Source organism: Streptomyces sp. SM18, from assembly GCF_002910775.2.
GTDB lineage: Bacteria > Actinomycetota > Actinomycetes > Streptomycetales > Streptomycetaceae > Streptomyces > Streptomyces halstedii.
Window position 1 is genome coordinate 790,042 of sequence record NZ_CP029342.1, and the last position, 23,486, is coordinate 813,527.

At 73.3% G+C, this 23,486-nt stretch carries 19 protein-coding genes; 12 read left to right on the forward strand and 7 right to left on the reverse strand.

The window, feature by feature from the left end; genetic code table 11:
* Position 1 precedes the first annotated feature (1 nt).
* Positions 2-1,192 carry an AAA family ATPase gene (locus B9S64_RS03340; RefSeq protein ID WP_103492793.1) on the forward strand — a complete coding sequence of 397 codons (1,191 nt, stop codon included), beginning with the start codon at positions 2-4 and terminating at the stop codon, positions 1,190-1,192.
* A 37-nt stretch (positions 1,193-1,229) separates the two neighbouring features.
* On the forward strand, positions 1,230-2,819 hold the full coding sequence (locus B9S64_RS03345; RefSeq protein ID WP_103492794.1) for a VWA domain-containing protein: 1,590 nt from the start codon (positions 1,230-1,232) through the stop codon (positions 2,817-2,819).
* Positions 2,820-2,867: 48 nt separating this feature from the next.
* Here B9S64_RS03345 and B9S64_RS03350 read toward each other — a convergent pair whose 3' ends face one another.
* A complete protein-coding gene (locus B9S64_RS03350) occupies positions 2,868-3,452 on the reverse strand; it encodes an XRE family transcriptional regulator (protein ID WP_103492795.1) in 585 nt (194 codons plus the stop codon).
* Positions 3,453-3,569: 117 nt separating this feature from the next.
* Between B9S64_RS03350 and B9S64_RS03355 the strand changes: the two genes are divergently transcribed.
* The 8 genes from B9S64_RS03355 (at position 3,570) to B9S64_RS03395 (ending at position 15,137) form a co-directional block, all read left to right on the forward strand.
* A complete protein-coding gene (locus B9S64_RS03355) occupies positions 3,570-4,406 on the forward strand; it encodes an EamA family transporter (RefSeq protein WP_103492796.1) in 837 nt (278 codons plus the stop codon).
* Positions 4,407-4,482: 76 nt separating this feature from the next.
* Positions 4,483-5,190: a B3/4 domain-containing protein gene (locus tag B9S64_RS03360; protein WP_103492797.1), complete on the forward strand. Its 708-nt coding sequence runs from the start codon at positions 4,483-4,485 to the stop codon at positions 5,188-5,190.
* A 319-nt stretch (positions 5,191-5,509) separates the two neighbouring features.
* Positions 5,510-5,887: a VOC family protein gene (locus tag B9S64_RS03370; RefSeq protein ID WP_103492799.1), complete on the forward strand. Its 378-nt coding sequence runs from the start codon at positions 5,510-5,512 to the stop codon at positions 5,885-5,887.
* Between the two features lie 427 nt (positions 5,888-6,314).
* On the forward strand, positions 6,315-10,238 hold the full coding sequence (locus B9S64_RS03375) for a non-ribosomal peptide synthetase (protein ID WP_181012400.1): 3,924 nt from the start codon (positions 6,315-6,317) through the stop codon (positions 10,236-10,238).
* 90 nt (positions 10,239-10,328) lie between these two features.
* Positions 10,329-10,907, forward strand: a complete 579-nt coding sequence (locus B9S64_RS03380) for a sugar O-acetyltransferase (RefSeq protein WP_103492801.1) — start codon at positions 10,329-10,331, stop codon at positions 10,905-10,907.
* 12 nt (positions 10,908-10,919) lie between these two features.
* Positions 10,920-11,468 carry a TetR/AcrR family transcriptional regulator gene (locus tag B9S64_RS03385; RefSeq protein WP_103492802.1) on the forward strand — a complete coding sequence of 183 codons (549 nt, stop codon included), beginning with the start codon at positions 10,920-10,922 and terminating at the stop codon, positions 11,466-11,468.
* Positions 11,469-11,886: 418 nt separating this feature from the next.
* Entirely contained in the window at positions 11,887-13,854 is a 1,968-nt protein-coding gene (locus tag B9S64_RS03390; protein ID WP_103492803.1) for an ABC transporter ATP-binding protein, read from the forward strand.
* Positions 13,855-14,051: 197 nt separating this feature from the next.
* Entirely contained in the window at positions 14,052-15,137 is a 1,086-nt protein-coding gene (locus B9S64_RS03395; protein WP_181012401.1) for a PP2C family protein-serine/threonine phosphatase, read from the forward strand.
* An 85-nt stretch (positions 15,138-15,222) separates the two neighbouring features.
* Here the strand turns inward: B9S64_RS03395 and B9S64_RS03400 are convergent, their stop codons facing one another.
* Positions 15,223-16,167 carry a LysR family transcriptional regulator gene (locus tag B9S64_RS03400; protein WP_103492805.1) on the reverse strand — a complete coding sequence of 315 codons (945 nt, stop codon included), beginning with the start codon at positions 16,165-16,167 and terminating at the stop codon, positions 15,223-15,225.
* A gap of 73 nt (positions 16,168-16,240) precedes the next feature.
* On the opposite strand from B9S64_RS03400, the gene B9S64_RS03405 reads away from it, so the two are divergent.
* Positions 16,241-17,233 (forward strand): DMT family transporter, encoded by a 993-nt coding sequence (locus B9S64_RS03405; protein ID WP_103492806.1) that lies wholly within the window; start codon positions 16,241-16,243, stop codon positions 17,231-17,233.
* Here the strand turns inward: B9S64_RS03405 and B9S64_RS03410 are convergent.
* Positions 17,220-18,551 (reverse strand): aminotransferase class I/II-fold pyridoxal phosphate-dependent enzyme, encoded by a 1,332-nt coding sequence (locus B9S64_RS03410; protein ID WP_103492807.1) that lies wholly within the window; start codon positions 18,549-18,551, stop codon positions 17,220-17,222. The genes B9S64_RS03405 and B9S64_RS03410 overlap by 14 nt on opposite strands.
* 36 nt (positions 18,552-18,587) lie before the next feature.
* Here B9S64_RS03410 and B9S64_RS03415 point away from each other — a divergent pair, with 36 nt between their 5' ends.
* Complete coding sequence (locus B9S64_RS03415) at positions 18,588-19,283, forward strand: pyridoxamine 5'-phosphate oxidase family protein (protein ID WP_103492808.1); 696 nt, start codon at positions 18,588-18,590, stop codon at positions 19,281-19,283.
* Positions 19,284-19,287: 4 nt separating this feature from the next.
* On the opposite strand, the gene B9S64_RS03420 is transcribed toward B9S64_RS03415, so the two are convergent.
* The 4 genes from B9S64_RS03420 to B9S64_RS03435 form a co-directional block, all read right to left on the reverse strand.
* Positions 19,288-20,244, reverse strand: coding sequence for a DMT family transporter (locus B9S64_RS03420; protein ID WP_103492809.1), 957 nt, complete (start codon positions 20,242-20,244; stop codon positions 19,288-19,290).
* 159 nt (positions 20,245-20,403) lie between these two features.
* Positions 20,404-21,462: a DMT family transporter gene (locus tag B9S64_RS03425; RefSeq protein ID WP_103492810.1), complete on the reverse strand. Its 1,059-nt coding sequence runs from the start codon at positions 21,460-21,462 to the stop codon at positions 20,404-20,406.
* Between the two features lie 231 nt (positions 21,463-21,693).
* Entirely contained in the window at positions 21,694-22,242 is a 549-nt protein-coding gene (locus B9S64_RS03430; protein ID WP_103505293.1) for a Clp protease N-terminal domain-containing protein, read from the reverse strand.
* Positions 22,243-22,463: 221 nt separating this feature from the next.
* Positions 22,464-23,084: a PadR family transcriptional regulator gene (locus B9S64_RS03435; RefSeq protein ID WP_028443109.1), complete on the reverse strand. Its 621-nt coding sequence runs from the start codon at positions 23,082-23,084 to the stop codon at positions 22,464-22,466.
* Between the last annotated feature and the right edge of the window lie 402 nt (positions 23,085-23,486).

Consider the following 23,486-nt stretch of genomic DNA (forward strand, 5'->3'; position numbering starts at 1 on the left):
CATGGGCGCGCAGGACACGGCCACCCGGCTGCGGGCGATCACCGACGAGGTGTCGGGGCGCTTCTACGAACGGGCGGACGTGGTGCGCACGCTGGTGGTGGCACTGCTGGCCGGGCAGCACTCGCTGGTCCTCGGTCCGCCCGGTACGGCGAAGTCCGAGATGGCCCGGGAGCTCACGGGAAGGATCACCGGGGCGGCCTACTGGGAGATCCTCCTGTCCAAGTTCACCGCGCCCACGAGGATGTTCGGCCCCATCGACGTCGCCGCGCTGGCCCGGGGCGAGTACCTCCAGATCTACGAGGGCCGCGCCACCACCGCGCACGTCGCCTTCATCGACGAGATCTTCAAGTGCTCGACGGCGGCGCTGAACGAGACGCTGGGCTACCTCAACGAACGGATCTACCACCCCGAGAGCGGTGGCGAGCCGATCCACTGCCCTCTGATCGGGGCCATCACGGCGAGCAACGAACTGCCCGCGGGAGAGGACACGGCCGCGATCTACGACCGGCTGCTGGTACGGATCGAGGTCGGGTACCTGGCGGACCCCTCGAACTTCGCCGCGCTGGTCCGCTCCGCCGTCGGCCGCCCCCGGGCACCGGTCAGGACCACGGTCGAGCTGGAGGAGTTGCGGCACGCGGTGACCGAGGACGTGCCGGCCGTGGACGTCCCCGACACGATCGTGGACGCGGTGTGCACGCTGCGCGCCGCCCTGCGCCGCAAGGAACTCGTCGCCTCCGACCGCCGCTGGAGGCAGGCGGTGGGGCTGCTCCAGGCGTCCGCGTACCTCGACGGCCGGCCCGCGGTCGCCGAGACCGACCTGTCCGTGCTGACGCATGTGCTGTGGGACTCCCCCGCCGAACGCCCGGTCGTCGAGCGTGAGGTGCTGCACCTGGTCAACCCGGACGCCAGGGAGGCGCTCGACCTCGCCGACACCATCGAGGAGCTGGAGGCCCAACTCGACGCCATGGCCGGGCAGTCACGCGAGGCGCTGAGCGAGTGGGTCATCAAGAACGCCCACAGCAAGCTCGCCACGGCCGGGAAGCGGCTGGAGACGCTGCGCGAGGAGGCGGCCGGCGCCGGCCGCTCCACCTCCGCCATCGACCGGGTCACCGGCCGCCAACGCGCCGTCCGCGCCCGTGTTCTCACCGAGGCCCTCGGTGTGGACGCGAGCATGGTGCGGGCCCAGCTCTGAGCACCGGACGGCCGGGACCGTGGACACGACACCGCACATGCTGGACGAGCCGGCGAGCCGGGCCGGCGCCTGGCCGGGCCGCTCCACCGGGGCCCCCGGCCACACCACGGCCGTGGTCACGGACCGGTTCGACCGCATCACCTGGCAGGACACCTATGAGCAGTCGGCCGGACTGCGCGAGCTGGCCGGGGAACTGGGCGAGCGCTACGCGCACGCCTCGGACCTCCTCACCGACGCGTTCCTGGCCGCCTACAAGGTGGCCCCGCAGCTGCGCGAGCGCGCGGAGATGGCCCCCTCCCGGCTGGTCGCGCACCAGGTCATCGCCGCGCTGACGGAATCGGCGGAGTTCGCCGGGCTGCGCCGGGAGACGGCCGGCGACCCCTACGCCGCCGCCATGGCCGTACTCGCCCAGGCCTCCGCGCTGCGCGGGATGCTGGAGAGCGGCCGCGACGCCCAGGACCGGGCCGACCGGGCGACACGGGCCCGGCAGGCCGCCCAGGACGCGGCCGACACCGTGGGCGAGGCACTGGGGTGCGCCGCGGACGGAGCGGCCGAGGACGGCACCGTACGGGCCCCCGCCGCCGACACCGTACGCAGGGCGGTCGAGGCCGCCGAGGAAACGGCCCGGCAGGCCGCCCAGGACGCCAGGCAGGCACTCGCGGCGGCGGTCCCCGGTATCCGTTCCGGGGCGCGGAAGGCGGCGGCGAGGGCCGCCGAGGCCGTGCGCGAGGAGGCGGCGCTGATGCGGGCGTGGGGCGTGGCCCCCGGCGACCTGGAACGGATGCCGTTCGACCGGCGCGCCCGGCTGGCCGAGCGGCTGCGCACCAGCCGGCTCGCCGAGTGGGCCGAACTGATCGGGCGCTTCCGGCAGATGGCCCGTGGTGAACGCGCCCGCAGGGTGGAGAACGCCACCGGGGAGCTGGTCGGCGTCACGCTCGGAGACGACCTCTCCCGCGTCATCCCCTCCGAACTGGCCAACCTCGGACTGCCCGCGCTGCGCGCCGTGTTCGCCGCCCGCTACGCCGCCGGGGAGCTGATGCTCTACGACACCCGGGGGGAGCGGGCCACCGGCCGGGGCGCCGTCGTCGCGTGTGTAGACACCTCACACTCCATGTACGAGTCGGGACCGGGCGGAGTCACCCGTGAGGCGTGGGCCAAGGCGTGCGCCCTGGCGCTGCTGGACCAGGCGCGGGACGCGAAGCGGGACTTCGTCGGCATCCTCTTCTCCTCCGCCGACAAGGTCCAGGTCTTCCGCTTCCCGGCCGGCTCGCCCGCGGACATCGCCCAGGTCCTCGACTTCGCGGAGACCTTCCTCGGCGGCGGCACCAGCTACCAGAGGCCGCTGTCGGAGGCCGCCGGCGTGCTGGAGGCCGAGTTCGCCGACGCCGCCCGTGCGCACGGCGACATCGTGATGATCACCGATGACGAGTGCGGCGTCACCGAGGAGTGGACGCGCGGCTGGAACGAGGCCAAGCGCCGGCTGGGGTTCCGTGTCTTCGGCGTGGCCGTCGGCGCCCCGCTCGCCGCCGGAGCCGGCTCCGTCCTGGAGGCGCTGTGCGACAACCTCCGCTCCGTGGACGACTTCACCGACGTACACGCCGCAGCCGACCTGTTCCGCGTGATCTGATCCGGCGGCGGGGCGGAGCGGGGCGGCCGGGCGGTGGAGGGCGGACGGTCAGGCGGTGGGGGCGGGTCCGGGCGGCAGGTGGACGGTCATGACCAGGTGGCAGGTGTCCGCGCCGGAGCCACGGTAGGCGTGCGGCACGTCGCCGTCGAAGGCGGCGGTCTGCCCGGCTTCGACGGGGTGCTCGGTGCCGTCGACGACCAGGGTCATCCGGCCGGAGGTGACGCTGACGGTCTCCACGACCCCGGCCTGGTGGGGGTGGCTGGGGTACTCCTCGCCGGGCTCCAGGCGCCAGCGCCAGACCTCGGCCGGGGCCCCGCCCGAGGTCGTCAGCATGAGCCGTGCCTCGCTGCCCCGCTCCCCCGTCCACAGGGGAGGCACGGCGTCGGCGGTCACGACGCGGACGCGGCCTTCGGCCGGTCCCTCCAGCAGCGCGGACACCGAGACGCCGAGGGTGTCGGCCAGCCGGACGAGGGTGGCGAAGTTGGGGTTGCCCTGGGCTTTCTCCAGTCCCACCAACGCGCCCTTGCTGACCTGGGCACGTCGGCCGAGCTCGTCCAGGGACAGTCCGGCCCGCGTGCGGGCCGCCCTGACGTTGTGGGCGAGTGTCCTCAGGGCTGAGGCCGTCTCGGCCATCCGATCACATCCTCGCGAGTGGACCACTGGAATGCACCGTGCGGTCGTTTGGTTGACAAGTAGCGGTCGATCCGTTGTACGGTTCAGTCGTTCTACCGAGATTCTAGGGGATGTCCCGTGCTCGCTCCGCTCCTGGCCCTGGGCAGCTCACTCGCCTACGGATGCGCCGACTTCCTCGGCGGACTCGGCGCCCGCAAGGCTCATGTGCTGCGCACGGTGATGATCGCGGCCCCGGCCGGTCTCGCGGCCGAGCTGCTGCTCTGGCCGCTGCTCGGCGCCTCGTTCGACGCCGGCGCCCTCGGCTGGGGTGCCGCGTCCGGGGTCGCCTCTGCCGCCGCGTTCGCCCTGCTCTACCGCACCCTGGCGATCGGCCCGATGAACGTGCTGTCGCCCGTGACCGCCCTGGTGTCCGCCGCGCTGCCCGTCACCGCGGGACTGCTGCAAGGCGAGCGTCTGGGCGCCGCCGGGCTGGTGGGCCTGCCGCTCGCGCTGGTGGCGGTGGTCCTGGTCAGCGCCGGGCACGGCGCCGGTCCGGCACGGCCTTCCCGTACCGCTCTGCTGCTGGCCTCAGGGGCGGGCGGCGCCATCGCCCTCCAGCTGATCCTTCTCCACCAGGCACCCTCCGACAGCGGTGTGGCCCCGCTGATCGCGGGCCGGGCGGTCTCCTCGGCCCTCACCCTGAGCGTGGCGGTGCTGCTGCGCCGCGGGCTCGGACCCGAACGTCCCGCCTACGCGATGTCGGCGGCGGCGGGTGTGCTGGACTCCCTGGCGAACCTGCTGTTCCTGCTCGCCGCGCGCGGCGGTGACCTGTCCGTCGTCGCCGTGATCACCGCCCTCTACCCGGCGGGTACGGTCCTGCTCGCCCGCGGCGTGCTCGGCGAACGCGTCCGCCCCGGCCAGATCGCGGGCCTGGGCACCGCCGCCGTCGCGGTCAGCCTCCTCGCCCTGACCTGACCGAGCCCGCCGCCCCCGGCCCATCTCCCCCACACCACGAACTCCCCCGGCACCCACACGAAACGGAGCCCTCGCCATGACCGACTTCCACCTCGCCCCCGCCGTCGCGGACGCCTTCCCCGACACCCGCATCGCCCTGGTCACCGCCAACGGCCTGCGCGGCCACGGCCCCTGGCCCCGGACCGTCGCGGTCCGGGACGACCTGGAGCGGCGGCTCGCGGACGGGACCTGGCGGCCCGCCGACGAGACCGACCCCCTCATCGAGGCCTGGCACACCGCGTACCGCTCCTTCGGGACCAACCCCCGCCGCGTCCGTCCCAGCGTGGACGCGCTCGGCCGCCGTTTCGCGAAGAAGGGGACGCTGCCGCGCGTCAACCCGGCCGTCGACGCGTACAACGCCGTCTCCGTGCGGTACGGCCTGCCCGCCGGCGCCTTCGACCTGGACCACGTCACCGGCGGTGTCCACATCCGCCGCGCGGACGGCACCGAGACCTTCACCCCGCTCGGGGAGCCCGGCACGGTCGAGAACCCCAAGCCCGGCGAGATCGTCTACGCGGACACCACGGGCGTCCTGACCCGCCACTGGAACCACCGCGACGCCCACCGCACCCGCGTCACCGAGGACTCCGGCCATGTGGTCTTCGTCCTCGAAACCCTCCACGCCACCCGTGACGGCCATCTCCTGGCGGCCGCGGCGGAGGACCTGGGGAGTCTGCTCGCGCCCCACTGCGAAGAGACCGCCCTGGACCACCTCAGCCCGGCCGAACCCCTGACCACCGTCTGAGGGCAGCCCGCCCGCCGCAATTCGCTGGGCGGCCCCACCCCCGGCCGGTACTGTGCGACACGGTCCGGCCCCCACCTCGCACGGTCGTGACGGGGCACCGCGGGGCAGCCCTGAGGAGAGACATGACGAGCGGGTTCACCGAGTCGGCCGCCGACCGCCGTGATCCGGAGGGACTTGCGGCCCTCCGGTGCGCGGTCCTGGACGTGCCCGAGACCGGCCGGGCCGGAGGCCGAGCCGGGACCGGCTCCTGGGCACCGGCCGCCGAGGACGCTCGCGCGAGGCAACTTCCGCCCGCCCTCGTACCGTCCGCCTCCGCCTCATGATCGCCAGGCTGCAGTGTGTGGTGCTGGACTGTTCGAACCCCGTGGAGCTGTCCCGGTTCTACCGGTCGCTCCTCGGCGGCGAGGTGAACCGGCCGGATCCGCGGTGGTCGCTGGACGAGGGCTGGGCGACGCTCCACGTCGAGGGCGGGCTCGTGCTGGCCTTCCAACGGGTGGAGGACCATCGGCCGCCCCGGTGGCCGGACCCCGCCCGCCCCCAGCAGTTCCACCTCGACCTGGAGGTCGCGGACCTGGAACGTGCCCACGAGGACGTCGTGGAGCAGGGGGCGACGGTGCTCGACGAGGGGGACGGAAAGCGGAGTTGGCGCGTCTTCGCCGATCCGGCGGGGCATCCGTTCTGTCTCGTGCGGCACTGACGACGCGCCCCGGGGCCGAGCCCCTTGACGCACGATGTGCCACCGCGGCCGTCCGGAAGACGGCCGCCCGGTCGCCTGCCTTCCGGGCCTGACCTCACGGCGGATCGCCGACCTCGCGTTCGTGACGGCGTATTACGGCCGCAATGGCGCGGATACGCCACTTCGACGGCGCTCACCCCCACTGCGGACCTCCGCGACACGGGCGGAACCATCGAATTCCGCGCCACCAGCAGCCTTTATCAGTCATGTGTTTCGCATGCGTTCCTCACAAACACAGGGGCACATCGAACGTTGTAGCGCCCAGGATTCCGTTGATAATCTCCTGCTGTCTGTGCCGACCGATCCCGTCGGACGAAGACCGCCGCACCGACCGGTTCGCCGAAGCTTTCCGCAGCCGGCCCGTCCGCGAAATCTGGAGTTTTTCATCATGGCGCACCGGTTCACATCCAGGATTCCCCTGACCGAAGGGCAGGCCGGAATCTGGTACGGCCAGCAGCTGGATCATTCCAAGGCCGCCCACTCCTTCACGGAATTCCTGGACATCACCGGACCGGTCGTCCCCGATCTGCTGAGAGAGGCGATTCGCCGCACGGTGCGGGAGGCGGAGGCGCTGTCCGTGTCCTGCGGTGAGGACGCGGAGGGACCGTGGCAGCGCGTGGACACCCGCGCCGCCCTCGACGTGCCCGTGATCACCCTCGGCGGCGAGGGCGGACCCTGGACGGCGGCACACCGGTGGATGCGGGAGAGGCGTGCCGCCCCGCTGGACCCGGCTCTGGGGGGCATCCAGCGCCATACCGTTCTCCGTCTCTCCCCGGAACGTCACCTGTGGTTCTGGCAGATCCACCACCTGGTGGCCGACGGCGTCAGCTCACAGCTCCTCGTCCGCCGCGCGGCCGACGTCTACACCGCCCTGGCCACCGGCCGGCCGGTGCCCGCCACCCCGTTCGGCGGCCTGCTCCCCCTCGTCGAGGAGGAGCGGGCCTACCGCGCGTCGGCGGAGTACGCAGACGACCGCCGGTACTGGCTGGGACAGTTCGAGGGCATCGACCACGTCTCCAGCCTCACCGACGAGTCGGCGCTTGCGGCCGGTGTTCCCGTCAGGGAGTCCTGGCGCGCCGACACGGAACTGGCGGAGGGGCTCCGCGCGTTCTCCAGGCTCCAGGGCGTGCACTGGTCGCGCGCGGTGATCGCCGCGTTCGGCGCGTACGTCGGCCGGCTCACCGGCTCGGCGGACACCGTGCTGGGACTGCCGGTCTCCAACCGTCACACACCCGCCGCCGCGACCACACCCGGCATGGTCTCCAACGTGCTGCCGCTCCGTCTGCGTACGTCCCGTTCCACGAGTTTCGGCGCGTTGTCGGAGCAGGTCGCCGAGAAGGTCAGGGAGAACCGTCCCCACCGGCGGTACCGCTTCGAGGAATTACGTCGCGAGATGCGCGAGAAGAACGGAAACGCGCGCGTCTTCGGCCCCATCGCCAACACCCTTTCGTTCGCCTCCGAAGTGACCTTCGACGGGTGTCCGGCCGAGCATCACAATCTCACACCCGGTCCGATCGAAGACCTGATGGTGGGGGTCTACGAGAGGCCGGAAAGCCTCACCTTCACCCTCGACGCGAACGCGGCCCTCTACGGGGAAGAGGATCTCAAGGGGCACCGGGAGAGGTTCGAGGCGTTCCTGCGCCAGGCGTTGAAGAGGCCCGAACAGCCCCTCGGCCGTATCGGGTTGCTCAGTGCCACGGAACGCCGGGAATTCCTGGGGATCCGTCCGCGCCGGCCGGTGGCGGAGAAGGAGAGGCCGCGCACGCTCGTGGAGGCGTTCGAGGCGCGGGCCGCCCGGAGTCCGGACTCCACGGCCGTGACGTGCGGCACGTCGAGCCTGACCTACGGAGAGCTGAACGCGCGGGCGAACCGGCTGGCGCGGCTCCTCGTCCAGGAGGGCGCGGGGCCGGAGCGGTTGGTCGCGGTCTCGCTGCCGCAGGAGATCACGCTCGTGGTGGCACTTCTGGCGGTCCTCAAATCGGGTGCCGCCTACCTGCCCGTCGATCCCGACTACCCCGAGGACCGGATCGGTTTCCTGCTCCGGGACGCGGAGCCCCTGCTGGTGCTCACCGAGGCCTCGGTGGCGCCCCGGCTCCCCTCGACGGGCGTCCGCCCGGTCCTCGTCGACGCCGGTGCCACCGGGGAATCCTCCGCCGCGTACACGTCGGACGACATACGGCCCGACGAGCGGACGCGCCCGTTGCTCCGGGACAACGCCGCCTATGTGATCTACACGTCGGGGTCCACGGGGCGGCCCAAGGGAGTGGTCGTCCCGCACGGGAACGTCCTGTCCCTCTTCGATGCCTGCCGGGAACTCTTCGGCTTCCGGGCGGACGACGTGTGGACGATGGCCCACTCGTACTCCTTCGACTTCTCGGTATGGGAGCTGTGGGGGCCGCTGCTGCACGGCGGCCGCCTCGTCATGGTCCCCGCCGCCACGAGGCGTTCGCCGGACGAACTCCTGCGGCTCCTGGCGGCGGAGCGTGTCACCGTCCTCAGCCAGACGCCCTCGGCGTTCTACCAACTGCTGCGCTCGGACGCGGAAGACGTGCGCACCGGACGCCGGACGGCCCTGCGCTACGTGGTCTTCGGCGGCGAGGCGCTCGACCTCGACCGGCTCGACGAGTGGTACGGGCGGCACGCCGACGACGCTCCCGTCCTGGTGAACATGTACGGGATCACGGAGACCACGGTCCACGCGAGCCATGTGGCGCTGGACCGTTCCGTCGTCGCGTCCCGGGCTCCGCAGCTGATCGGCCGGAGCCTGCCGGGCCTCGCCCTCTATCTGCTGGACGAGGACCTGCGGCCGGTTCCCCCCGGTGTCACGGCGGAGATCTACGTGGCCGGTGAGCAGCAGGCCCGCGGGTACATGGGCCGGGCGGGCCTCACCTCCTCCCGGTTCGTCGCCGACCCGTTCGGGCCGCCAGGATCCCGGATGTACAGGTCCGGGGACCTCGGCCGCAGGCAGCCGGACGGCCTGCTCCGCTACGCGGGACGCGCCGACGACCAGGTGAAGATCCGTGGGTACCGGATCGAACTGGGCGAGGTGGAGGCGGCGTTGCGCGCCTGCCCGGGGGTGGCCGCCGGCCGTGTGGTGGTCCGCCGGGACCTCGTGGGCGACCGTTCGCTGATCGCCTACGCGGTGGTGGAGGATCCGGCCGCCACGGACCCCGCCGGCCTCCGCGCGCGCCTCGCGCGGCGTCTGCCGACGCACATGGTCCCGGCGGCGGTCATGGTGATCGACCACATCCCCCTCACCGCCAACGGGAAGCTCGACCACCGCGCCCTGCCCGAGCCGGTGTACGCCGCCGCGTCACAGGGCGCGGCTGCGGCGACCCCGCTCGAACAGGACGTCGTGGACGCGTTCACCCACGCGCTGGGGGTGGCCGGCATCTCCACCGAGACGGACTTCTTCGACGTGGGCGGCGACTCCTTCAAGGCCGTACGTCTCGCGCGCGGACTGGGGCACGGGGTGTCCGTCCTGGACGTGTTCCAGAACCCCACACCCGGAAGGCTCGCCCTCCGCGTCCAGGAGCTGGAGCGAGCGGAGGGCCCGCAGCCCGTCCTGCGGCGGCTGACCCGTGAGGAGGGCGCGGGCGCCGCCCTCGTCTGCATACCCCACGGGGGAGGCACCGCCGCGGTCTACCAGGGCCTCGCCGCCGAACTGGCCCCGGTGGCGGAGGTCTGGGCGGCGGCCCTGCCCGGACACGACCCGACCCAGCCCCAGGAGACCCTGCTGAGCCTGGAGGACAGTGCCGACGTGATCGCCGACGAGATCGGCCGTTCCGTCACCGGGCCGTTCGGGCTGTACGGCCACTGCGCCGGATCCGCTCTCGCCGTGGCGGTCGCCCAACGGCTGGAGCGGGCGGGCCGGATGCCAGGGGTCCTGTACATCGGTGCCGCGCTGCCCGAGGCCGCCCCCGAGGAACAGCTCGCACGCGCCACCGGATGGAGCACCGAGTCCCTGCACGCCTACATACGCTCCCTCGGGGGCTTCGAGGGAGCGCTGGACGAGTCCCACCTCCAGTCCGTCCTGGACGTGATCCGGCACGACATGGAGCAGGGCCTCCTCTTCCACATCGAGGGAAGGAAGGGGCGCCACAAACGCTTGACGACCCCGCTCGTCGCCGTACTCGGTGACGCGGACAGCGCCACCGAGGGGTACGAACAGGACTACGTCGCCTGGGAGCGCTTCGCGGAGAGCGTCGAGCTGGCGGAGATACCCGGGGGCGGGCACTACTTCGTCACGCACCAGCCCAAGGTGCTCGCGGCGGTCCTCGCGGAACGGCTGGCGGCGCTCGCCTCCGGATGACGCGGCCTCCTCACCCACGCGGTGTCCCCCGGCTCCGGGCCGGGGACCATCGAGCGTACGTCCGTACACTCTCGCGGTAGGGTGGCGGGCATGACGACGGACCCCTTCGCGCAGGACCCGCGCTCCAACCTGGAACGGATGCTGGCCGGCGATCTCTACATCGCGGACACGGAGATCGCCGACCGCCATCACCAGGCGGTGCGCCTCGCGGCCCGCTACCAGGCCGCCTATGTCGAGGACCCCGCCGCCGCCAGGCCGCTCCTCGCGGAGCTGCTGGGTTCCCTCGGTGAGGACGCCGAGGTGCGGCCGCCGCTCCAGGTCGACCTCGGCAGCAACATCACGCTCGGCGCGCGCACCTTCGTCAACTTCAACCTCACCGCGCTGGACGTCGCGGCGATCACCGTCGGCGACGACTGCCTGATCGGGCCGAACGTCCAACTCCTCACGCCCACACACCCCTTGGAACCGCAGCCCCGGCGCGACAAGCTGGAGGCGGCCCTCCCCATCACCCTCGGGGACAACGTCTGGCTCGGCGGCGGCGTCATCGTCTGCCCCGGCGTGACCATCGGCGACAACAGTGTGATCGGCGCCGGTTCGGTGGTCACCAGGGACGTGCCCGCGAACGTCGTCGCCGTCGGCAACCCCGCCCGGCCGATCCGCACGCTCTGAGACGGACCGGCGATGGCCACCGGACGCACCGACCCGCAACGGCGCGAGCGCATCCTCGCCGCCACCCTCGACCACATCGTCGAGGAGGGCGTCGCGGGAGTCTCCCACCGCAAGATCGCCGCACGGGCGGCCGTCCCGCTCGGCTCGATGACGTACCACTTCACCGGCATCGACGCACTGCTCCGTGAGGCCTTCACACGGTTCGCGGACCACATCGTGGCCGTGTTCGAGGAGCACCTGCTCCGCGCCGAGAGCCCCGAGCAGGCGCGCGAGGCCGTCACCGACCTGGTGCACACGCTCTCCGCGGGGCCCCGGCGGGACCTCGTCCTCACCCAGGAGCTGTACACCCTCGCCGCCCGGCGGCCCGAGTACCAGGAGCTGACCCAGGCGTGGATGCGCCGCAGCAGGCACCTGCTGGAACGGCACTTCGACCCCGGCACCGCCCGCCAGCTCGACGCGCTCATCGAGGGACTCACGCTGCACCGGGCCCTGGACAACGGCGCACCGCACCCCCGCGCGCTGACCCGGCAAGCGGTCACCCGCATCACCACCACCGCCTGAGCGCGGCCCTCCAGCAGCCCGTGGGGGCGCGGACCTGACACCGCGGCCCCACGGGCGCCCTCACCTCACGGAAGACGGCGGCGCCCCGGGCACCGGAGCCGCACCCATGGCCACGGCCCGCCTCAAAGTGGCATCGGGACGTCCTCCGCGTTTCGGCCATCGCCGCCGCGACCCGCCCCCGTACCCCGCAAGGGTCGGTGCATCCCGCATAGGCCGCTCCTCGCGTGGTCCCACGGATTCCGCTCCGTCCGAAACACCCCGCGTGCGAAGGACCCGGCCCGTCGTTGGTCTTCGTGACGTGCCAAGTTCCCTTCCGCGTAACGGGATTGACATGACCGGCGACCGGCCGGGCGGGCACACCGTGAGGCGGACCGCGCGAGGAGGCAAGTGAGTGAAGAGGTACTTACGACGGGTCCGGATGGTCGAACCGGTGGTCTCCGCCGCCGAGCGGGAGCTGTTCGGCGGGCCGTTGCGCTACGACATGGGCTGGGCCGAACACGAGCGTGCCCCGCTGGACCTGACGATGCTCTCGGCGATCCGGTCCATGCCCCGGCTGGTCGGCGGAACGCTCCGCCGGGCGTGGACGGCCGACCGCCCGGCCCTGCTGGCCGTGGCGGCCGGTGAGGTCGGCCAGGGGATCGCGGCGGCCGTCGGTCTGCTGGCCGTCAACGCCGTGATGCACGCCCTGCTCGGGACCGGCGCGGCCGCCGACCGGCTGCACGACGCGCTGCCCGCGCTGGTCGCGGGCGCCCTGGTCGCGGTGGTGAACGCCGGGCTCGCGGGCCTGTCCACGTCCCGCGCCGGACGCCTGGAGCCCCTGATCGAGCGGATCGCGACGACCGAGTACCTGGAGGCCGCCACCGCCGTCGAACTGGAGGCGATCGAGGATCCGGAGTTCCGCCGTCTGATCGATGTGGCCCAGTACGGCGCGGCCTCCGCCCGGCGCATGATCGGCGCCTGTGTGGCCGCGCTGAACGGCACGATCTCCCTGCTCGCCACCGCGAGCATCCTGACCGTCCTGCACCCGGCGCTGCTCCCGATGCTGCTGCTGATCGCGGCGCCGCGCGGCTGGGGCGCGATGCGGGTGGCGCAGGAGCGGTACGTGTCGGTGATGAACTGGATCGAACATGTACGGGCCAGCCGTCTGATCGGTCATCTGCTGACCGAGCGGGACGCGGCCCAGGAGGTGCGGATCCACGGCGTGGGCGCGTTCCTGCTGGCGAAGTACCGCGGCATGGCCGAGAGCGCGGAGGCCGAGCAGAAGCGGCTCGCCGACGGCAAGGCGCTCACGGAGCTGGTGGCCGCCGCGCTGTCCGGGCTGGCGATGGCCGGGACGTACGGGGTGATGCTCTGGCTGATCCTGTCCGGGCACATGGGCCTGGCCGTGGCCGGTACGGCGGTGATCGCCGTGCGGGCGGGTTCGGCGAGTCTCGGCGCGCTGGTCATGAACGTCAACCAGCTGCACGAGGAGAGCCTCTACGTGCAGGACCACGACCGGTTCCTGGCGGAGGCCGCGCGGCGGGCCGTTCCGGCGGGCGGCCACCCCCTGCCGGAACGGGTGGGCCGGGTGGTCCTCGACACGGTCACCTATCGCTACCCGGACCGCGACGAGGCGGCCCTGGACGGGGTGTCGGTCGAGCTGCCCATGGGTTCGGTGACCGCGGTGGTGGGTGAGAACGGTTCGGGCAAGAGCACCCTGATGAAGGTCCTCGCCGGTCTGCTGCTGCCGCAGAGCGGCACCGTGCGGTGGGGCGGTGCCGATCTGGCCGGTCTCGACCGCTCGCAGGTCTTCGACCGGGTGTCCCTGCTGACCCAGGACTTCCAGCGCTGGCCGGTGACCGCCGCCCTCAACATCCGCATCGGCCGTCCCGCGCGGGAGGCGGGGCTGGAGGAGCTCCAGCCCTCGGTCGACTACGCCGGGGCCGCCCCGGTGGTGGCGAAACTGCCGAACGGGCTGCGGAGCCTGCTGGCACGCATGTTCCGGGGAGCCAGTGAACTCTCCGGCGGCGAATGGCAGAAGATCGGCCTGGCCCGTACCCACTGGCGTACCGAGACGTGCGCCGCGGACAGTGTGCTGATCGTCGACGAGCCGACCTCGGCCCTCGATCCGGAGGCCGAGATCGCCGCGTTCGACGCCATCCGCGGGCTCGCCGGGCCGCACCGGGCGGTGGTCCTGGTCACCCACCGCATGTCCGGGGTCCGCCACGCCGACACCATCTACGTCCTGGCCGGTGGCCGGCTCGCGGAGCACGGCAGCCACGACACCCTGATGGCCGCCCGGGGGCGGTACGCCGCGATGTTCGAGACCCAGGCCGCCCAGTACGCGGCCGGGCCCCGCACCGGCGTCCCGCACCCCAGTGGCCCGCCGGTCCCGGAACCCTCCTGACGGACCGGGCGCCGGGCGCACCGGGCGTGCCGCCGTGCCCCCGCCCCGGGGCCGCACGGCGGCACGCCCGGTGCTCCAAGGGGGCCGGGTGGGAGCCGCCGGTGGGGGCGCCGGACGGCCGGAAGCGGAGGAGGACGGACGGGGACACCCGAGGAGCCGAGTGTCACCGTTGGTGACATGCGGGCATCATGTCCATTATGTCTTGGCGGCGCGGCGTAGAGGTCATCCCGTGGGCGGTCATCGTGATTGCCGTGGTCGCGGATCTCGTGACGCCGACGGACGTCAGCAGCGCCCCCCTGCTGGCCGCGGCGCCGGTCTCGGCGGCGCCCCTCACCCGGACCCGGACCATCATCGGGGTCGGCGTGGTGGCGATGATCGTCCACGCCTTCCTGGCCGTCATCGACCACACGTTCGGATGGCGGCTCGGGATCGGGAACCAGGTGACGCTCGCCGCCGTCACCGTGCTGGCCGTAGCCCTGCACCGGATGATGCGGCGCCGCGAGGAGGGTGCCTTACGGGCCCAGCGCGTCGCGGAAGTCGCCCAGAAGGCCGTACTGCCGACCCCGCCCGCCCGCATCGGCAGGCTGGAGATCGCCGCGTCCTACATCGCCGCCGAGGACGAAGCCCTCATCGGGGGAGACTTCTACGCGGTACGGGAGACCGGCCACGGCACGCGCGCGATGATCGGGGATGTGCGGGGCAAGGGGATGGCTGCCGTCCAGGCCGCCTCCGTGATGGTCGGCGCGTTCCAGTCCTACGCGGACTACGCCCGTGACATGACCGAGCTGGCCGCCTGGCTCGACCGCCATCTGGAGCGCGAGGGCGAGCGCCGGGCGGGTCTGGAACAGGCCGAGGGGTTCACCACCGCGCTCTTCGTGGAGTTCGACTCCGCGTCGCAGACCGTGTCCCTGCTCAACCGGGGGCACCCGTCCCCCTTGCTCCTGGACCACCGGGGGCGGGTCCAGCCGCTCGGTCCGTCGCAGGAGGCCCCTCCGCTGGGGATGACCACCCTCGGCGTCGTACCGGCCCCCATCGACCGGTTCCGCTTCCCGCCCGGCTCGACGCTGCTGTGCATCACCGACGGCGTCACCGAGGCACGGGACCCCGCGGGCCGCTTCTACCAGCCCGAGCAGCGGCTCGCGCACCTCACCCACCGCCTTCTGGAGCCCCGCCAGCTGTTGCGGGTCCTGGCCGAGGACGTGGAGCGGCACAGCCACGGGCGCCCCAAGGACGATCAGGGCATCCTCGCGATCACCCATCTGAGGCCGCCCCACCCGGCGTGACCCGCCCCGGGGCCGCGACCGCGCCGTGCCGGGGCGGCCACGGACGGAGGCTCCGGCGGTCCGGAGTCCCGGCGGTCCGCGCGAGTCAGGAGCGCGGGGCGGGCGCTCCGGGACCGGCTCCGGCCGGTTCGTGCACGGCCCGGCCGGCGGCGCGCAGGGCGTCGACCGCCGCCCTGACCGAAGGACGCCGGTCCGCGTCCGTACGCCAGACCGCGTGGACATGGCGGCGCATCGTCTCCCGGACGGGCACCAGCCTCACCCCGTCCGGCACCGGCCCACGCCCCAGCCGGGGCGCGACACAGACCCCGAAGCCGGCCGCGATGAGGGCGAGCTGGGTGTGGTGCTCGCCCGCGAGATGGGCGATACGCGGCTCGATGCCCTTCGAACGCAGGGTGAACATCAGCCAGTCGTGGCAGAACTCCCCCTCCGGCCAGGACACCCAGTCGTCGGCGGCGAAGTCCTCCAGCCCGACCTCCGCGCGGTCCGCCAACGGATGACCGGCCGGCATGGCGATGTCCGGCGCGTCGTCCAGCAGCCGCACCGTGGCCAGGCCACCGGGAACCGGCAGGCGCTTGTTGCTCCAGTCGAGCACCACGGCGAGGTCCACGTCCCCCCTGAGCACCGCCCGGATCCCGGCCTCCGGCTCCAGCTCGGCCGTACGCGGTCTGAGTTCGGGGTGGTCCGCGCGCAGTGCGGTGAGGGCGGCGGGGAACAGCCCGCGGGCCGCGGTCGGGAAGGCCGCGAGCCGGACCTCGCCCACGACCTCGCCGCGCTGCGCCTCGATGTCGGACTGGGCCAGGGCCACCTGCGAGAGGATCGTGGCGGCATGGCCGGCGAGCAGCCGGCCGGCGTCGGTGAGACGCACGCCACGGCCGTTCCTCGCGAGGAGCTGCTGGCCCACCTCGCGCTCCAGTTTGGACATCTGCTGGGAGACCGCGGAGGTGGTGACGTGCAGCCCGTCGGCGGCACCGCTCACCGATCCGTGCCGGGCGAGTGCGTCCAGCGTGCGCAGGCGCTCCAGATTCAACATGTAAGCGATGCTACACACTCGACGCAACGAAGTCTCACTTGTGCTAAGAAAAGGAGCCCGTCATCGTTGACCCATGAGCATCCCTCCACCGCCCCCGGCCCCGGCCGGTCCGCCCGTCACCCCGGCCTCCCACCCACCCGTGGTCCCGGCGCCCCCACCGGCGCGCGGCCGGTTCACGGACTGGCGCCTGCGGTTCGTGGCACTGTCGCTCATCTGGGGATTCAGCTTCCTGCTCATCAAGGTCGGCACCGACGGGTACGCGCCGTTCCAGGTCACCCTCGGCCGGCTGCTGTTCGGGACGGCGGTGCTCGGCGCCGTGATGGCGGTGCGCCGTGAGCGGCTGCCGCGTTCCGTCCGCACCTGGGGCCATCTCCTGGTCGCCGCGTTCCTCCTCAACGCGTTGCCGTTCTCCCTGTTCGCGTACGCCGAGCTGACCATTCCGTCCACCCTCGCCGGGATCTGCAACGCGACGTCTCCGCTCTGGGGCATGGCGCTCTCGATGGTCGCGCTCTCCGAGGACCGGCCGACCCGGCGCCGGGTCGCCGGGCTCGGGCTCGGTTTCCTGGGGGTCCTCACGGTGCTCGGCGCCTGGCAGGGCTTCTCCGGCCTGGACCTCGGCGGTACGGCGATGGCCCTGCTGGCCTCGTTGAGTTATCCGGTCGGCTGGATCTACGTCCGCCGCACCCTGGCGGGCACCGGCTCCTCCACCCTCGCGCTGACGGGCAGTCAGCTCTTCCTGGGCACCGTGCAACTGGCGCTGGTCACACCGCTGTTCACCTCCTTCCCGACCCACTTCCCGCTGATGCCGACGCTCGCGGTGGTGGCGCTGGGCGCGCTGGGGACCGGGCTCGCCGTCCTGCTCCAGTACGGCCTGGTCCAGGAGGTCGGGCCCACCACGGCGCAGATGGTGACCTACCTCATCCCCGTCATCGCCACCGCCGCCGGAGTGGTCCTGCTCGGCGAACGGCTGAGCTGGAACACCCCGGTCGGCGCCCTGGTGGTCCTCGCGGGCGCCGCCCTCACCCAGAAGGCGGTGCGGACGCCGCGTCCGGTCAGCCGTGACTGACGGGACGGGCCGGCCCCGCCGCGTCCGCCACCGCGTCGGCCAGCGGCCCGATGTCGGCGGCGATCAGCGTCGAGACGGTCAGCCGTACCCCCGGCGGTGAGGCCAGCCGGAAGCGCGCGCCCGGGGCCACCGCCCACCCCGCGCGCAGCAGCCGGGTCACGGCCCCGGTCTCGTCGCTGACGGGCACCCAGACGTTCATCCCGGTCCTGCCGTACGCCGCCACGCCGCGCTCGGCCAGAGCCGCCACCAGCGCGTCCCGGCGCTCGGCGTAGGCCCGCGCGACGACGGCCGCGTCGACGGCGCCCGAGGTCCACAGGTGCGTCACGGTCCGCTGGAGCAGGCGGCTGACCCATCCGGGGCCGAGCCGCTGACGCCCCGTCACCCGGTCCACGGTGAGCGGGTCCCCGGTGAGCACGGCGAGCCGCAGGTCCGGCCCGTAGCCCTTGGCGGCGGACCGGACGAGGGCCCAGTGCGTGGTGACACCCCCGAGGGGGTGCGGCGGGGTGTCGACGATGGCGTGACCGTGGTCGTCCTCGATCAGGAGGACGCCGGGGTGCCGGGCGAGCACCGACCTCAGCTCCGCGGCCCGTTTCGCCCCCACGGCCGCTCCCGTCGGGTTCTGCGCCCTGCCGGTGACCACGAGCGCCCTGGCCCCGGCCGCCAGGACGCGTTCCACCTCGGCGGGCAGCGGGCCGTCCTCGTCCAGCGCGACGGGCGCGGTGCGCAGCCCGAGGGCGGGGACGAGGTCCAGCAGGGCACCCCAGCCGGGGTCCTCCACGGCGACCGTGTCACCCGGCCTGAGGTGGGCCGACAGCACCCGCTCGATCGCATCGAGGGAGCCGGAGGTCACGGCGACCGGTCCGGCGGGGACGCCGTCCGCGTCCAGCTCCGCGCGGGCGAACCGGGCGAGCTCGGGCAGGACCGCCTCGTCCCCGTACACGGCGGGCCGGAGACCGTGCTCCCGCGCCGCCGAGGCCAGCGCCTCACCGAGAGGGGGCAGCAGCGCGGGGTCGGGGTTGCCGTCGCCGAGGTCGCGTACGCCGGGCGGCGCCTCGACCCGCAGCGAGCCGCGCGCCGTGCTCGCGGGTCGCGTGCGCACCCTGCTCCCCCTGCGCCCCGCCGTCTCGATGACCCCGCGCTCCCGGAGCGTCCGGTACGCGGCGGCCACCGTATTGGGGTTGACCCCCAGCCGTACGGCCAACTCCCGCATCGGGGGCAGTACCTGACCGGGCGTCAGCTCTCCGGAGCCGACCCCGTCCTCTACGCTCGCGGCGATCTCGGATGCACGCCGCCCACTGATCCGGTACTCTCCTAGCACAAACGACATTATGCACTAGTGCAATGGGGGTACGCAATGCCGGAGACCGCGCCATCCACCGGAGACGGCCAGGAGACCACCGCCTCCTACACCCCGACCGCGCGCACCGTCCCGACCCGGGGCCGGGAACGCGCGTCGTACGACAGGGAGTTGGTCCACTCGGTGCTGGACGAGGCCTACGTCTGCCATCTGGGCTTCGTACGCGACGGCGCCCCCGTCGTCCTCCCCACGCTCTTCGGCAGGATCGGCCAGCGGCTGTACGTACACGGCTCCACCGGCTCCCGGCCGCTGCGCGAGGCGGGGGCGGGCACCCCGGGACTGCCGGTGTGTCTGACGGTCACCCATGTCGACGGCCTGGTGCTGGCCCGCTCCGCCTTCCACCACTCGGTCAACTACCGCTGTGTGGTGGTCCACGGCACCGCGCTCCCGGTGACCGATCCCGAGGAGCGGCGCGTCGCGCTGGACGCGATCGTCGACCAGGCGGTCCCCGGCAGGTCCCGGGACTCCCGCCCGGCCGACGCCAGGGAACTGGCCGCGACCGCGGTCCTCCGGCTCGACCTGGACGAGGTCTCCGCGAAGGTACGCACCGGAGGGCCCGGCGACGAGCCGTCGGACCTGGCGCTGCCGTACTGGGCGGGCGTGCTGCCGCTGACCCGTGGACACGGCGCGCCGGTCCCCTCCGACGACCTGGACCCGGCGGTCCCCGTCCCGGACTACCTGACCCCGCACTGAGGGATCAGACCGGCACGGCCGCGCGCTCCCGGCGTGCGGCGGCCGCCTCGCGTGTCTCGGCGAAGGCCAGTCCCGCCACCGCGGCGAGCAGCACCAGCGTGCCGACGGCCATGGCCGCCGTGAGCCGCTCCCCCAGGACGGTCACCGCGATGACCGCCGCGCTCACCGGCTCCAGCAGCATGATCACGGAGACGGTGGCGGACCGGACGACCGCGGCGCCCGCGAAGTAGAGGGCGTACGCGAGGGCCGTCGGCACCGCGGCCACGTAGACCATCAGCCATCCCACCTGAGCGGGCGCGTCGGTGTGCGGCACGAGCCCTTCGGCCAGCGCCAGGGGCAGCAGTCCCACGGCGCCGATCCCGAAGGCCCAGGCGCTGGTGGCGAGGGCGTCACCGGACGTGCCGTCGCGGCCCAGCCACCGGGTGAGCAGGGTGATCGCCGCGTAGCCGGAGGCGGACAGCAGGGCCAGCAGCACACCGGCCGGCCGCACCTCGGCCGCCCCGCCGCCCAGCACCAGCACCCCGAGCCCGGCGAGCGCACCGGCCACGGCGGCCACCCCGCCCGCGCCCAGGCGCTCCCCCAGGGTCAGCCGGGCGCCCACCGCGATGAGGACGGGCCCGGCCCCCAGGGTGACGACGGTTCCCACGGCCAGCCCGGTCGCCTCGACCGCCGCGAAGTACGCGCTCTGGAACACGGTGAGCCCGAGGCCGGTGCCCAGGACGCGCAGCAGCCGGCGACGGCCGGACTCGGGGGTACGGGGACGGCGGGGCCGCAGCGCGAGCGCACCGGCCAGCAGGACCAGTCCGCCCGCGCACCGCCAGAAGGACAGCGCCAGCGGGCCGAGGTCACTGACCCGGTAGAGCAGCGAGGCGGCGGCGCCCGCCGTACCCCAGGCGACACCGGCGACGACGAGATAGAACAGGCTCCGCCCGACGGGCAGGCCGGAAACAGGGTGGGACACGGGAGTTCTCCGCACGAAGAGGGGGTGGTGGTCGCTCGGATCCGCGTGCGGGCAGCGACGGACCGCCCGGGAGACACCCGGGCCCGGTCTTCGTCAGGAGTGGCCGCCGCGGACTAGACGGACGGCGGCGGAAGGACGGTGCGCTGCATGATCGCCACCCTATGGTGCGGCCGGTCGCCCGGACAACCCGCCGCCGGCCCCTGTGGACACGTCCCCGTCCGCGCTCTCCCCCTCGGGGAGGCCGGGCGCGCCAGGACCGGACGCCACCGGACCGGACGGCGGCCGGGGCGCGGACGACTGCGCGATGAAGGCCCCGGCCAGCACCACCGTGCCGCCGACGAGTTGGGGCGCGGAGAGGTGTTCACCGAGCAGCACCCAGGCGAGCACGGTGGCGATGACCGCCTCCAGGCAGGCGACGACCCCCGCCACCTGCGGCGACAGCAACCGCACGGAGACCACACCGGTGAGGTAGGCGAGGACGGTGGCGAGCAGGACGATCCAGCCGAGCAGCAGCCAGGCCGGCACGGCGTGGCCGTTCATGGCGGCATGCGCGCCGAGGATCCCCCAGTCCATGCCCCACGGCCTGGCGACGACGGTCAGGACGAGCGCGCCGCCCAGCAGCCCGTACGCGATCACGCCGACCGGGTGGGGCGGTTCGGCCTGCTCGGCGCCGGGGCCGTCCGCTTCCTGGCCCCGGCTCCCCTGGTCGGACAGGACGAAGTAGCCGACCTGGCAGCAGGCCGCGCCCAGGGCGAGCAGCAGCCCGAAGGCGTCGAAGCCGAGCCCCGCCCACACCTCGACGACACAGGCGAGGCCGCCCACCGCCAGCACCACCCCGACGGCGGCGGCCCGGGTGACGGGCCGGCGCTGCACGAAGCGCACCCAGCCGAGCACCAGGGCGGGCGCGAGGTACTCGACAAGGAGGGCGACCCCGACGGGGATACGGGAGATCGCGGCGAAGTAACAGGCCTGCACCCCCGCGACGGCGAACAGCCCGAATCCGGCGAGCAGCGCGGGCCGTTCGCGTACCAGGTTCCGGTGCCGCCAGGCGACCGGCAGCATGACCAGGGCGGCACCGGCCACCCGGAGCCACACCACGTGCAGCGGATCGAGACCGGCCTCGATCAGCGGTTTGGCCGCGACCCCCGAGCCACCGAATGCGAACGCCGAGACCAGGGCGAGGCCCAGTCCCGCGCTTCTCCCCTGAGTCGCGTGCATCGGCACATCATGGCAGCTGACGTCAGCAGCGTCACCCCCGTCACACCTGTCGCCGCGATGTCCGTGACCACGGTGGCCCCGGCCGGGCGGTCCGCGACCCCGCGCGGTCCGGGATCACGCGGTCGCGACAGCGCCGCCCGGGATCAGGCGGTGCGCGACGAGGCGGCCCGGAAGCAGGCGATCGGGACCACGCGGTCCGGGACCACGCGTCCGCGACAAGGCCGCCCGGGATCACGCGGTCCGGTCGGCGCCGGTCAGCCGGTGGGCCGCGCGTGCGGCGAGCAGCGCCGGGTCGGCGCCCGCCCTCTCCAGCACCTCGACGGCGCGGCACCGGGGATCGGCCATCAGCGCGGCGAGCAGATCCAGGCCGCCCGCGCGCGCCCGCCCGCACAGGGTGGCGGTGCGGACGGCGCGGCCGATCGCGGCGGCGGCGGAAGGTGACCAGGCCCCGGTGCCCGTGCCCGGCTTCCGGAGCGCGGGGAAGGCACCCGAGTCCTCCCGGGTCCCCTGCCAGCGCAGGCCGTAACCGATGCTGCGCTGCACGAGGTAGCCGAGAACCCTGGCCAGTTGGTGGCCGCCGTCGAACACCTCCCGGACCTCGGGGTCGGACTCCACGAGGGAGTGCAGGAGATGAGCCGTGTCGGTGTGCCGGTCGCCGTCGCGGACCGCCCGTCTGCGGGCACCCGTCGCCACCGCGGCCAGCTCGTCGGTGAGCGGGGCCGCGTCGTCGGCGGGGTTCGGCGGGGCCTGTTCGGGTGTCCATGGCGTCCGGTGGTGCACCCTTCCACTCCATCAGCGCCGAAAGACGAAATCGTCCCCAGCACGGCCCATCCGCGCATCCCGCGAAAGGTGGGCGGGACCGGTGGTTCCTCATCCTCCGGGATGAGATCGCACCCTCACACGGGAAGGGCCCGCAGCACGGCGCCTCGGGCCCACACACCGGGAAGGGCCCGCGGCACGGTGCCGCGGGCCCTTCCCGGGCCGCTCCCCCGGCCCACGGGTCAGTTCTCGTCGGCCAGGATCAGATACAGCTTCTTGCGTGACTCGTTGATCACGGCGAGCGCCTTCTGGCGCTGCTCCGCCGAGCCGGTCTTCCAGACCTGGCCGAACGCCTCCATCAGACCGAAGCCGGCCTGCCGGATCTCGTTCATGCTCTCCCAGTCGACACCGCGTCCCGCGTCCTCCCAGGGCGCCTCGGGGCCGGACTCGGCCTCCGTACGGCCCGCGTCGGTGAGCGTGAACAGCTTCTTGCCGCCCTCGCTGACGCTGACGATGAGCCCCTCGTCCTCCAGCAGCTGGAGGGTGGGGTAGACGGAACCCGGGCTGGGCCGCCACGCCCCGCCGCTGCGGTCACCGATCTCCTGGATCATCTCGTAGCCGTGCATCGAACGGTCCTTGAGCAGCGCGAGGATCGAGGCGCGCACGTCGCCGCGCCTGGCCCTCCCCCGGCCACCCCCTCGGCCGCGTCCGCCGCCCCCGAAGGGTCCGCCTCCACCGAAGGGCGGCCCGAACGGCCCGAAGGCCGGGCGCCCGCCCTCGAACTCCCCCCTGCCGGGGCCCCGGCGTCCGGGTCCGGGGCCGTAACCGTGGTCATGTCCGTGGTCGTGTCCATGTGAACGCATGACTGCGCTCCTCTCTTCGTCGTCGTGTCGCGACTCCTGTCATCGATCGGTTCATCATTGATCTGTCGCGATGCCTCAACGATATATCGGAAGCTATCGCCTGGCAAGGGCAGGGCGAATCCGGGACGACTGACCTGCGCCAGTGAACGTTGATCGATTGCCGCTGCAGGGCGATCAATGATCTTTCGTGTCAGCCAAGGACGACCACATGGAGGTTTGTGTCAGTGGAGGGTGACCGCCGGTGGGATAGATCCCCTTGTCAGACTGCACGCAAGATTTCAGTGCAACGGGCCGTACGGGAGGACGGGCCAGCAACCATCCGGCCGTGCGCGATCGTCTTACAGGCATGTCGCACCCGAACTCCGGCCCTTCCCTGACTCCGCCCGACTGGCCGCACTGCGG